The organism is Nitratireductor aestuarii (assembly GCF_014641695.1).
Lineage (GTDB): Bacteria > Pseudomonadota > Alphaproteobacteria > Rhizobiales > Rhizobiaceae > Chelativorans > Chelativorans aestuarii.
In genome coordinates this window covers 87,271-99,356 of the sequence record NZ_BMIF01000004.1, presented here as the reverse complement: position 1 = coordinate 99,356, position 12,086 = coordinate 87,271, and the positions used below count along the sequence as shown (strand labels likewise).

The window sequence follows — 12,086 nt, the reverse complement described above, 5'->3', positions numbered from 1 at the left end:
GTGTCCATGGAGTTCGGGAGGGACAATGACTGCCAGACGCTTTGAAGGAAAGGCTGCACTCGTCACGGGCGCGGCAAGCGGCATCGGCCGTGCAACGGCTGTCCGTCTGGCAGAGGAGGGCGCGTCCGTTATCCTGGCTGACGTGAATGCCGACGGCTTGGCGAAGGTCTGCGAGGCGATTTCCGCAGCGGGCGGCACGGCGAAGCATCTCATCTATGACGCTGCCGATGGCGATGCTTCCGCCGCCATGGCGGAACAGGCGGCCAGCTTGTTCGGCAAGCTCGACGTGGTGGTCTGCAACGCCGGCATCTATCGCCGCAATCACTTCACCGAAATCTCTGCCGCCGACTGGTCCTTCCTCTATTCGGTAAACCTCTTCAGTGCCGTGCGTATCATGCAGGCAACGATCCCGCATCTGCGCAAGACCAAGGGCAACGTGGTCGCAACTTCGTCCACTTCTGCCATTCACGGCATCGCCTATGCGGCACACTATGCGTCGGCCAAGGCGGCTATCATCGCGCTCATCAAGTCGCTCGCGGTGGAATATTCCGGCAGCGGCATTCGCTTCAACGCCATCTGTCCCGGCAAGGTCAACACCGGCATGGGCGCAGCTGTTGCGGCCCTTGAAGGGCAGGACCCAGCGCTGATCGTTCGCCAGCCGAAACTCGCTGGCCGCACCGAGGGTGGCACGCCGGAAGACCTGGCAGCCTCCATCGCCTATCTCGCCTCCGACGACGCGCGTTATGTCACCGGCAGCGTGCTCGTTGTCGACGGCGCACAGAACATAGGATGAGCGACATGGATAACTTGCTGCAACGCCTTGAAGCGCTCGAAAACCGTGTGCGCGAGCTGGAAGACACGCTCGCGATCCAGAAGCTCATCGCGTCCTATGGTCCCGCAGTGGATGGGCTCGACGGTGAAGCGCTCCTCGAAATGTGGACGGAGGATGGGAGCTACGACTTCGGCATAGGCGACCCGCTGAAGGGTCGGGAGAATGTGGCGCGACTGATCGAACTGGACAGCCACCGCGCTTACGTTTCAGCGGGATCAGCCCATGTCCTGAGTTCTCCGCGCATCACCATCGAGGGTGATACGGCCATTGCGGTCAATTACTCTCAGGTTTTCGTGAAGGACGATACCGGCTGGCGCGCGGACCGCACGGGTGCAAACCGCTGGGAACTTGCCCGCACCGCAGAGGGTTGGAAGGTTAAATCCCGCACAAACAGCCTGCTCAACGGCAATGCCGTTGCCCGCGAACTTCTGCGTGGGTGATGCGCCGCATCGTCTGAACGGATGATGTGAGGAGCGACCGGCTGCCGCATCCTGAAATCGAAAAAAGGATCACCGCCCATGCCAATGCTCGAAGGAAAAGCTGTCGTCATCACCGGTTCAGGCTCTGGCCTCGGCGCAGCTTACGCGCGTGAAGCTGCCTCGCTTGGTGCCCAGGTGGTGATAAATGACGTCAATGCGGAAAACGCCGCGACCGTTGTTGCTGAAATCACCAATGCCGGCGGCAAAGCTGTAGCTTGTGTCGGTGATGTCTCGTCCTGGGATTTCGCTGAGAAGCTGATCCAGACCTGCATTGATAGCTTCGGCAAGATCGACGCACTGGTGAACAATGCGGGCATTCTTCGTCACGGCAAGATCACCGAGATGACCGAGGCGGATCTGCGCCGGATGCTGGAGATCAACACGATCGGCACGGCCGCCTGCGCCACGCCCGCCATCCGCGCCATGCTGAAACAGGGAACGCCCGCTTCGATCATCAACGTGGCTTCTGGCTCGCAGGCGGGTGACATTGCGCTCGGCGGTTACGCCGCTTCAAAGGCGGCAGTCGCAGGCTTCACCTATTCATGGGCAATGGAGCTCAAAGAAACCAACGTCCGCGTCAACGCGATCTCGCCTCTGGCCTATACGGCCATGGCGGAGTCGAACATGGGCTTCCTCGCCCAGCAGTCGGCCAATCGTGAGGTGGTCTACACGACGCTTCCCGATCCGGCAGGCAACGCGCCGGTCGTCTCGTTCCTGATTTCCGATGCTTCGATCGGCATCAACGGCCAGGTCATTCGTATCGCTGGCAACCAGCTTTCCCTCGTGACACATCCGATGATTGCGCATCCTGTGCTGGAAGGAGAATGGACGCCGGAGACAGTGGAACAGGCATTCCGGGAAAGTCTTTCCCAGAAACAGTGCAAACTTGGTCTCACTTTCCAGCAGAAGAATTAGCGTTCGAGCTATTTCCAGAAGAAATTGCCATGTCCGAAGTTGCTGTACGGCACAACGCGATTTACAAGCCGGGGGAACAACTAGACCCGGTCACGACAGGCTGAACCACGGGCTTACATTATGGCGACTGCGAAAAATGCGTTGATGCAAACAGGTCCGGCCTCGGCTTCCGCCGAAGCGCGTGGTCAACGCCTGCCGACCAACCCACGCAAGGAGCTGGTGCGCGAGCAGCTGATCGACATTGCTGCCCGGATGTTCGACAGCAAGGGCTACACGCAAACCGGCATGGCTGATATCGCCCGCGAGATCGGCCTGGGGCGTTCGGCGGTCTATCATTACTTCAGCAGCAAGGAAGAGATTCTTGCTGCACTGGTCGAGGCGGAAGCCCTGAAGCCTTCGCTGCATCTGCAGGAAATCATCGACGACGAGACGCTGTCGCCGACCGAAAAGCTGCGGCGCGGACTGATCGACGGCATCGTGCGACGACTGTCGTCGGGCTCGCGCTTCCTGCTTTTCTCGCGACTGGAGACGCAGATCCCGGATCAGCTCGGAAGCTTGTACAACCGCAGCCGCCGCCAGATCTACGACTTCTACGTCCGCTGTATTCGTGACGGTATTGCTGCAGGCGATTTCCGCGAGGTCGAGCCCAAGGTTGCGGCTTTCGCCGTCATCGGTATGGCGAACTGGACGTCGCGCTGGTATTCGCCCAACGGACCCATGACGCCGGAGCAGATCGGTGAGATCATCGCGGATATCGCGATCCAGGGTCTGCGCGCGCCGACCAACGACATTGCCTCGGCCCGCGCGACGATCCAGTCGCTTCGCGGACAGATCGATGATCTCGAAAAGATGCTGTTTTGAGCAGCCTGTTTGAGCGTTGAAGTTCAAACGAACTTCAACGCCCTTACCGATCTCAATCGAACGTGACGTTCTTGTCCTGCAGAAATGCGCTGTAGGTTTCGTACCGGATGATCGGATCTCCGCGCTTCCATTCGTCGCAGGCAGCGCGGACGGCCTCACGCGAACGCCTCCACTTGATCGGGACGATTTCCAGCATCGGCCCGTAGAGCGATGGGGAATTGTAGTAGATGATCGGATCATCCTGGCCAGGCAGGCCGATTTCATAGACCCGCTCGTATCCGGCAGCTTCCACGCGGGCAGCTGCTGTCGCATGGTCATAGACCCAGAAACCGAAGTGCTGCAGGCCCTCGCGTCCGGCGGCCAGAAAATCGGTATAGGGCGAGGGCGCGTCGTTGCGCTGCTCGATCAGTTCGATCTGCACGTCGCCCATGAAGCCGAAGGCGAGTTTCGTCTCCACCACGACAGGCTTGCCACGCATGTAGGTTGTGGGGGCAGGCTGGGACGTACCCTTTTCCATGCAGATGAAGGGACCGACGCCATAGACGTCGATCCAGTGCCGCATCGCCGCTTCCAGGTCGCGCACGACGAACCCGAGCTGTGTTGCGGGACCCAGAATTGGCGAAAGCGTGCTGTTCATGATTTTCTCACGGATAGATTTCGAAGAGACCGGCGGCGCCCATGCCGGCGCCGACGCACATGGTCACCACGCCGTACTTTACGCCACGGCGGCGGCCTTCAAGCAGAACGTGGCCGGTCATGCGGGCGCCGGTCATGCCGAATGGGTGTCCGATGGCGATCGCGCCGCCGTTGACGTTGACCTTGTCCGGATCGATGCCGAGCTGATCGCGGCAGTAGATCGCCTGCGAGGCGAAGGCTTCGTTCAGCTCCCAGATGCCGATGTCATCAACGGTCAGGCCATGCTGCTTCAAGAGCTTCGGCACGGCATAGACCGGACCAATGCCCATCTCTTCCGGTGCAACGCCAGCCACCGCCATGCCGCGATAGGCGCCGAGTGGCTTGAGGCCACGCTTCTCGGCAAGCGTCGCATCCATCAGTACGAGCGCTGCCGCACCGTCGGAAAGCTGCGAGGCGTTGCCTGCAGTGACGTGCTTGCCCTCGGCGATCACCTCACCGTCCTTGAACACGGGCTGCAGCTTGTTAAGGCCCTCAATCGTCGTATCGGCACGGAAGCCTTCGTCCTGCGTCAGCAGAGTGTCCTCGTAGCGGGTCTCGCCGGTGGCCTTGTCGACAACGATTTTGCGGGTTGGCATCGGCACAACTTCGTCGGCATAGCGGCCTTCGGCATAGGCCCTGGCCGTGCGCAGTTGGCTCTGCAGCGAGAACTCGTCCTGCGCCTCACGGCTGATACCGTACTTCTCTGCGACGATTTCAGCGGTCTCGATCATGGTCATGTACATGTGCGGCCATGCCGAGACCACCGCTTCGGAACGTGAGCGGTAGGTATTCTTGTGCTTGTTCTGGGTGAGGCTGATGGACTCCACGCCGCCGGCGACGATGATGTCCATGCCGTCATGCATGATCTGCTTGGCAGCGGTTGCAACCGCCATCAGGCCGGACGAGCACATACGGTCGATGGTCATGCCAGAAGTGGTGATGGGTAGACCAGCCGTGGCGGCGGTAAGGCGGCCGATGTTGTAGCCCTGCGTTCCCTGCTGCGCGGAGCAGCCCAGGATGACGTCTTCTACTTCTGCCGGATCGATATTGGCCCGCTCGACGGCGTGACGAACGGCGTGACCAGAGATTGCCGGAGCCTCCGTATCGTTGAAAGCCCCACGAAAGGCCTTACCGATCGGAGTCCGGGCGACGGATACAATTACAGCTTCGCGCAAGGTAAACTCCCTTCATTTTGTCTGAGAGTTAGCCCTGCACGAGGCTCGGAACATCGTCCGCTAGGACTAGCGCTTGAGGAAATAAGATGGAGGTCTCCGGAACCATCAACACCCTCATCCTGAGCTTGTCGAAGGGCGAGGGTTCCAGTTTGCCCGGTTCCTTCCCTTCGTGGTTCGACAAGCTCACGATGAAGGAGATAGGCGCTGACCGGTTGGAACCTACAGGTGATAACCGCCGTCGACGCAGATTACCTGACCGGTAACGAAACCGGCGCGTGAGGAAGCGAGGAACGCCACGGCCTCTGCAATATCGATGGCCTTGCCGTTGCGCTTCAGCGGCGTGGCCTTTGCGGCAGCTTCCATATAGGCTTGGTTGATGTAGCCGAGCTTGGTAAGCTCGTCGTGCTGGCCGATTTCGATGAGGCCGAGCGCGACGCCGTTGGCGCGGATGCCGTAGCGGCCTTCCTCCTTGGCGATACCCCGCATGAGCGCGTTGACGCCTGCCTTGGGCACGACGGAGAGCCCATCCGCCGATGCGTAACGGAAATGCGCTGCCGTCTGGCACGCGACGATAGAACCGCGCGACTGGCGCAGATGCGGCACGGCGGCCTTGAAGACGTTGAAGAAGCCAAATGTATCCTGCATCAGGTGCTTCTTCATCTGTTCGGGCTCGACGGTGCTGAGGTGGATCAGCGGCACCAGCGGACCGGCTGCGTAAACAATCGTATGAATGCCCCCGAAGGTTTCCGCCGTACTGTCGATGAACTCCTTCACTGGCCCGAAATTCTCGATGTTGAGCTTCTGGATTGCAGCCTTGCGGCCTTCACCCTCCACAAGGCCGGCAGCCATCTTGGCGCGCTCTTCATTGCCGAAATAGGTGAGCGCTACATCACAACCCTCACGCGCGAGTACGCGGCAGATCTCGGCGCCCACGCCGCCGCTACCGCCGATCACGATCGCAGCGCCAGTGGATGGGAAAAGGGTTGGTGAGGTCATGGGTTACTCCTAGCGCGCTCTGTCTGCGCGTTCAGCAAATTGAAGGGCGAGTTCGGCGGTCGGGCGGGCAAGCTTGCCGGCTTCCTGCGCGAAATGGCTGGAGGCAGTGCCGTCCACCACACGCTTCATGATGCCCTGGCGGATTGCTGCGACCCGGAAGAAACTGTAGGCGAGATAGGTGTTCCACTCGCGCGGGCCGATGTCCTCAAGGCCCATGCGCTTGAAATAGGTGGAGCGGTACTGCTCGATACCCGGGATACCGAGCGCCTCCAGATCGTGGTCGGCGAGTCCGCGATAGGGCTTCTTCGGCAGATGCCAGGTGAGCATGTGATAGGCGAAATCGGCCACTGGATCGCCGAGCGTCGACAGTTCCCAGTCTAACAGGGCAATGACCCTCGGCTCGGTCGGGTGGATGATCATGTTGTCCAGCCGGTAGTCGCCGTGCAGCAGCGCGGGCGGACGGTCGGCAGGCAGGTTTTCCGGCAGCCACTCGATCAGACGGTCCATTGCCTCGATGGTCTCGGTCTCGGATGCGCGGTACTGTTTCGACCAGCGGCCCACCTGGCGTCCGATATAGTTGCCGGGCTTGCCGAACGTCTCAAGGCCGATCGCCAAATAGTCGACCGAATGCAGCTTCGCGATCGTGCGGTTCATTTCGTCGAAGATGGCGGTGCGTTCAGCTTGCGTGAGGTCGGGGAGGGATGGATCCCAGAACGAGCGGCCCTGGGCGAAATCCATCACGTAGAACATGGCGCCGACGATGCTTTCGTCGTCGCAGAGAACATGCGCCTGCGGAACCGGAACGTCCGTCTCCGCAAGCGCCTTGATGACGCGGAATTCACGATCCACGGCGTGGGCAGAAGGAAGCAGGGTACCGTCCGGCTTCTTGCGCAGCACCAGTTTCCGGCCATTCTCGAACGAGATGAGCATGGTCGGGTTGGACTGGCCCCCGCGAAAACGCTCGATGGTCATCTCGCCGCTGCAGCCGGACACGTTGTCCCTGAGAAAACTTGCAAGGCGCTGACGATCGATCCTGCCGCCTTCGGCAAGCGGCTCTGTTCCCGCGAGGCGGTCTGCTTCCATCTGAATTCCCCGAGTTAGTCCGTGTAGCGTGCGAGTTCCAGGCGACCGATCTGGTGACGATGCACCTCGTCAGGGCCGTCAGCGAAGCGCAGCTTGCGCGCGTGGGCGTAGTAGTTCGCCAGCACGAAGTCCTGCGATACGCCGGCTGCACCGTGTGCCTGGATTGCCCAGTCGATCACCTTGCAGGCCATGTTGGGCGCGATCACCTTGATCATGGCGATCTCTTTCTTCGCCACCTTGTTGCCGACCGTGTCCATCATGTAGGCGGCCTTGAGCGTCAGCAGCCGGGCCTGATCGATCATCATGCGCGATTCCGCGATGCGCTCGAGCGTGACGCCCTGTTCACCGATTGACTTGCCGAAGGCGACGCGCTTCTTCACGCGGCGGCACATCAGTTCAAGGCAACGTTCTGCAAGGCCGATCAGGCGCATGCAGTGATGGATGCGGCCTGGTCCGAGACGACCCTGGGCGATCTCGAAACCGCGTCCTTCGCCGAGCAGCATGCTGGTGGCAGGAACGCGCACGTCCTTGAACACGATCTCCATGTGACCGTGCGGCAGGTCGTCGTAGCCGAACACTGTCATCGGACGGATGATCTCGATACCGGGAGTGTCGCGCGGCACGAGGATCATCGAATGACGCTGATACTTCGGCGCATCCGGGTTGGACAGGCCGAGGAAGATGAACACCTTGCAGCGCTCATTGGCAACACCGGAGATCCACCACTTGCGGCCGTTCAGAACGTAGTCGTCGCCATCACGGACGATGGAGCTTTCGATGTTTGTCGCGTCGCTCGACGCCACGTCCGGCTCGGTCATGGCGAAGGCTGAACGGATCTCGCCGTTGAGCAGCTGCGGCAGCCACTGAGCCTTCTGCTCCTCGGTGCCGTAGCGGATCAGCGTCTCCATGTTGCCGGTGTCCGGCGCGGAGCAGTTGAAGATCTCGGACGAGAAGTGGACGCGTCCCATCACTTCGCAGAGCGGGGCGTATTCCACGTTGGTAAGGCCCGCACCGTGCTCGCTCTCGGGCAGGAAGAGGTTCCACAGACCCGCTTCCTTAGCTTTTTCTTTGAGCTCGTCGATGATAGGTGGGGTGACCCAGCGATTGGCGGCCACTTCCTCGTGGTACCGCTTCTCGTTGGGGTACACATAGGTGTCCATGAACGCCTGAAGGCGTTCAAGGAGCTCCTTGGTTCTTGCGCTATGCTCGAAATCCATGCGTCAGCACTCCTTATGCGCGAACGCCGGGCGGGTTGCCCTTGAGGATCGTTGCACGGATGTTGTGCGGGTCGAGCTTGCGGATGATCGCCAGCTGCTCTTCCGTCGGTGCCGGCGTGGTGCTGAGGTTGTCGATGGCGATGAGCGGGAAGCCCGTCTCCGCCTGCACTTCCTCGAAGGTCACGCCCGGATGGAGCGAGATCACGCGGGCCGAATTGTTCGGGCCCTTGAAATCCATGACGCAGAGGTTTGTGACGACGATGCCGATGTCCGGCATGATCGGCTTGGTGCCCTCCGGCCAGCGCTTCTCGTTGAAGCCGACCGATGCCACGACATCCACTTCGCCCTCGATGAAGGTGCGCTTGGTGTGCGACGGCAGGAACATCGAGTTCCGGTGCGAGATGCTGTTGCCAGGGAAGCCGCGTACGCCGAGAAGCTGCGTCTTCGGCTTCCTGAAATCGCCGCCGAGCGCTGCAATGTTGCCCTGCGCATAGCGGTCAACCTGCACGGGCGTGACCATCGCATGGCGCTTGCCGCTCCAGACAGTGTCGAACACGCGGCTGTAGGGCATCCAGCCGGAGAACTTCGGCTGATAGTCGCCGCGCGGTCCGAGCGGGATCGGTTCCTCGATCAGCATGCACTCGCCGTCCGTCATCAGGATCTGCGGTGCGAAAGTCAGCTTGGCGAGGCCCGCAGCAAGGCGCGGGAGAGGTCCGATACCGGTAACCAGCCATTCCTCGCTGTCGCGCCAGGCTTCCGCACAGGCGACCACGAGCAGCTCGGCGAGGGTGAATTCAGTTGCAGTCGTCATGATATCTCAGATCTCCCTGGCTTAGAGCACCGGATGCGGCAGCGAACGGACGCGGTCGGCTCCGCCAACGCGCTCGATGTAGCCGTCTTCCGAACCAGCGACATATTTGTCGAAGTACTTCTGCCAGCCGTTTTCCTCGGCAGCGAAGGTGCCGTATTCCTTGAGGTGTTCGGCATCCCAGCCGTAGTCGTAGTGGGTTGCCGTCGGATGTGCGCCGAGCGGAGCGTGAACCACGCCCTTCACCAGGCTGCGCTCAAACAAGTTGTTTTTGGCCTGGTTGCGGTCGGTGTACTCAAGGCGGTCGACCAGCTTCTCGGTGGAGACGAAGCAGCGGTCGGCTGCGCGCGCCATCAGGCCGTCGAAGAGCGGGTCCGGACCATCCGTCAGCGTGTTGCCGAGGCGGTCAGCCTGGCTCACGTGGATGAGCGCGACGTCGAGCTTGATGGCGGGCATCGCCAGCAGCGTCTCACCGTCCTCATAGGGCGACTTCACGGTCTTGAAGTTCGGGTTGTAGGACATGACGTCCGAACCGAGACCCACACGGGTCGGGATGAACGGAATGCGGTGTCCTGCAGCCTGCAGGCCGAGCAGCAGCAGTCCTTCGTCCAGCTCGTTCACTTCAACCACGCCTTCCTGGCGGGTCTTCTTGAAGAACGGCTCGATCGGAATGAAATCCAGCGACACGAAGCCGTAGATCGCGCGCTTCACCTTACCGGCAGCGCAGAGCATGCCGATCTCGGGGCCGCCATAGGCAACCACGGTGAGGTCTTTCAGGTCGGAGCGCAGGATTTCGCGTACCAGAGCCATTGGCTTGCGCCGCGGGCCCCAGCCTCCGAAACCAATCGTCATGCCGTCTCGCAGCTCGTTGACGACAGCGCCGAGGGACATTTCCTTGTTCATATCTATCGGTCCGGTTCGTTAGTTCAGGGAAGGGTGAATTGGTTGGCGTCAGGAGAAACGTTCGTTCTTCTCCGCCAGGTCTTCGATGATCTTCGCGGGCGTGAAGTATTCTGGCCCGACCAGCTCGGAATATTTGCGCAGCGCATCGCGGACGCGCGGCAGGCCCATTTCGGAAGCCCAGAACATCGGGCCGCCCAGATGTTCGGGGAAGCCAAGGCCGCGTACCCAGGCGACATCGATGTCGCCGGCCCGCGAAACGACGCCTTCGTCAATCAGCTTCGCGCCTTCGTTGACGAGCGCCAGGATGCAGCGCTCCATGACCTCCTCATCGGTGATCTCGCGCGGAGGGATGCCACGTGCCTTGCGGTGTTCCGCAATGATCTCTTCGGCGACCGGGTCCGGCGTCGGCTTGCCATCCTCGCCATAGGCGTAGTATCCGGCGTTGGTCTTGCGGCCGAGGCGGCCGGCAGCAACCATCGTTTCCGCAATATCGGCGTTGCGCTCGCGCTCCGACATGGAAGCCATGCGCGACCTGCGCGTGGCGCTCATCACGTCGAGACCGGCCAGGTCAGCCAGCGCGAACGGTCCGAGCGGGAAGAACTTGGCCAGCACGCGGTCAACCTGCGAAGGTGTTGCGCCATCCTGCACCAGGAACAGCGCTTCGCGGGTGCGCTTCGAAAGCATGCGGTTGGCAATGAAGCCGTCGCAGGCGCCTGCCAGGACCGGGCTCTTGCCCAGCTTTTTGGCCAGATCCATGATGGTGACGGTTACGTCCGGAGCCGTGCGGCTGGTGCGGACATTCTCAACCAGCTTCATGATGTTGGCCGGGTTGAAGAAGTGCATGCCAGCAAAGTTTTCCGGCCGCTTCGTGGCTGCTGCCAGCTTCTCGATATCGAGGAACGAGGTGTTGGTCGCAACGATCGCATCCTCGCGCAGCACGTTGTCGAGTGCCGCGATCAGCGCGCGCTTGGTGTCGAGGTCTTCGTCCACGGACTCGATGACCATGTCGACGTCCTTGAGCGCCGCATGCTCGGTGCTGGTCGTCAGCCGCGCCATGCGCTCGGCTGCCTGCGCCTCGTTGATCAGGCCACGCTTTACGGAACCGTCGAAAATCTTCTGGATCGCGGCAGTGGCCTTGGCCATGGACTCATCCGACAGACCGACGAGCACGACCGGGAAGCCCTTGTCGAGCAGTGCGGCAGCAATGCCACGGCCCATCGTTCCGGGACCGACGACGCCAACGGTCTCGATCTTGCGCGGCTTGGTGTCGGCGGCAACGTCCGGCACCTTGGCAGCTTCGCGCTCGGCGGCAAAGATATGGCGCAGGGCGCGCGACTGGGAAGTGCCTAGCAGCTCTTTGCATGCGGCATATTCAAGTTCGACAGCTTCTGCGAACGGCGTGGTTGCGGCCATCGCGAACAGCTCGACGGCCTTCAGCGGAGCCTCGCGGCCACGATGCTTCTTCGCCATGGCGGCGCGGGCCTCGGCCTGTGCCTCTTCGCTGAATGCAGGAAAGGGCAGGTCGCTTGTGCGGCGCAGTTCACCGGCAGCGGCAGCTGCTTCTGCCTTCTCGACAGCGCCAGCCACCAGATTGCCCTCGATCACCGCATCGATGACGCCGAGCTTCAGGGCTTCAGCCGCGCTGATCTGCTTGCCTTCGGTGATGAGCGAGAGAGCCGCATCAATCCCGATAAGGCGCGGCAGGCGCAGAATGCCGCCCGAACCTGGCAGTATGCCGAGCTTCACTTCTGGCAGGCCCATCTTCACGGAAGGGGCAGCAACGCGGATGTTACAGGCGAGTGGAACTTCGAGACCGCCGCCCAGGGCTGCACCCTGCATCGCTGCCACGATGGGCTTCTTCGCGGCATCCAGGCGCTTGATGACCTCGCCAAGCAGCGGGGCCACCATCGGCTTGCCGAATTCCTTGACGTCGGCTCCGCTGCAGAACTGCTTGCCATTGGCGGTGATGACCATTGCAACGAGCTTGTCGTCCTGTTCCAGCCGGTCGATGGCGGCAACCAGTCCCGCGCGCACGCTGTGCGACAGCGCATTGACCGGGGGATTGTCGATTGTCGCGATCAGGACGTTGCGCTCGACAGTGAGACGAACAGCTTCATTTTGGATCTGGTTCAAGACGTGACC

Annotated in this window: 12 protein-coding genes; 4 read left to right on the top strand and 8 right to left on the bottom strand. The window is 61.5% G+C overall.

Annotated features, from left to right (window positions below):
- The first annotated feature begins 25 nt into the window (after positions 1 to 25).
- The 4 genes from IEX27_RS08290 to IEX27_RS08275 all read left to right on the top strand — a co-directional run bounded on the left by IEX27_RS08290 (position 26) and on the right by IEX27_RS08275 (position 3,087).
- On the top strand, positions 26 to 793 hold the full coding sequence (locus IEX27_RS08290; RefSeq protein WP_188720563.1) for an SDR family NAD(P)-dependent oxidoreductase: 768 nt from the start codon (positions 26 to 28) through the stop codon (positions 791 to 793).
- 5 nt (positions 794 to 798) lie between these two features.
- Complete coding sequence (locus tag IEX27_RS08285) at positions 799 to 1,272, top strand: nuclear transport factor 2 family protein (RefSeq protein WP_188720561.1); 474 nt, start codon at positions 799 to 801, stop codon at positions 1,270 to 1,272.
- 78 nt (positions 1,273 to 1,350) lie between these two features.
- Positions 1,351 to 2,226, top strand: coding sequence for an SDR family NAD(P)-dependent oxidoreductase (locus IEX27_RS08280; protein ID WP_188720560.1), 876 nt, complete (start codon positions 1,351 to 1,353; stop codon positions 2,224 to 2,226).
- A 144-nt stretch (positions 2,227 to 2,370) separates the two neighbouring features.
- Positions 2,371 to 3,087 (top strand): TetR/AcrR family transcriptional regulator, encoded by a 717-nt coding sequence (locus IEX27_RS08275; RefSeq protein ID WP_244630289.1) that lies wholly within the window; start codon positions 2,371 to 2,373, stop codon positions 3,085 to 3,087.
- A gap of 52 nt (positions 3,088 to 3,139) precedes the next feature.
- On the opposite strand, the gene IEX27_RS08270 is transcribed toward IEX27_RS08275, so the two are convergent.
- From IEX27_RS08270 to IEX27_RS08235, 8 genes are all read right to left on the bottom strand, one after another.
- Entirely contained in the window at positions 3,140 to 3,724 is a 585-nt protein-coding gene (locus tag IEX27_RS08270) for a VOC family protein (RefSeq protein WP_188720556.1), read from the bottom strand.
- Between the two features lie 7 nt (positions 3,725 to 3,731).
- Positions 3,732 to 4,937 (bottom strand): acetyl-CoA C-acyltransferase, encoded by a 1,206-nt coding sequence (locus IEX27_RS08265; protein WP_188720554.1) that lies wholly within the window; start codon positions 4,935 to 4,937, stop codon positions 3,732 to 3,734.
- A gap of 219 nt (positions 4,938 to 5,156) precedes the next feature.
- Positions 5,157 to 5,933 carry an SDR family NAD(P)-dependent oxidoreductase gene (locus IEX27_RS08260; RefSeq protein WP_188720553.1) on the bottom strand — a complete coding sequence of 259 codons (777 nt, stop codon included), beginning with the start codon at positions 5,931 to 5,933 and terminating at the stop codon, positions 5,157 to 5,159.
- 9 nt (positions 5,934 to 5,942) lie between these two features.
- Positions 5,943 to 7,016 carry a phosphotransferase family protein gene (locus IEX27_RS08255; RefSeq protein ID WP_188720552.1) on the bottom strand — a complete coding sequence of 358 codons (1,074 nt, stop codon included), beginning with the start codon at positions 7,014 to 7,016 and terminating at the stop codon, positions 5,943 to 5,945.
- Positions 7,017 to 7,030: 14 nt separating this feature from the next.
- Complete coding sequence (locus IEX27_RS08250) at positions 7,031 to 8,233, bottom strand: acyl-CoA dehydrogenase family protein (protein ID WP_188720551.1); 1,203 nt, start codon at positions 8,231 to 8,233, stop codon at positions 7,031 to 7,033.
- Positions 8,234 to 8,246: 13 nt separating this feature from the next.
- Positions 8,247 to 9,044, bottom strand: coding sequence for a CoA-transferase subunit beta (locus IEX27_RS08245; RefSeq protein WP_188720549.1), 798 nt, complete (start codon positions 9,042 to 9,044; stop codon positions 8,247 to 8,249).
- A 21-nt stretch (positions 9,045 to 9,065) separates the two neighbouring features.
- Positions 9,066 to 9,944 (bottom strand): CoA transferase subunit A, encoded by an 879-nt coding sequence (locus tag IEX27_RS08240; protein ID WP_188720548.1) that lies wholly within the window; start codon positions 9,942 to 9,944, stop codon positions 9,066 to 9,068.
- 48 nt (positions 9,945 to 9,992) lie between these two features.
- Entirely contained in the window at positions 9,993 to 12,077 is a 2,085-nt protein-coding gene (locus IEX27_RS08235) for a 3-hydroxyacyl-CoA dehydrogenase NAD-binding domain-containing protein (RefSeq protein ID WP_244630288.1), read from the bottom strand.
- Positions 12,078 to 12,086: the final 9 nt, after the last annotated feature.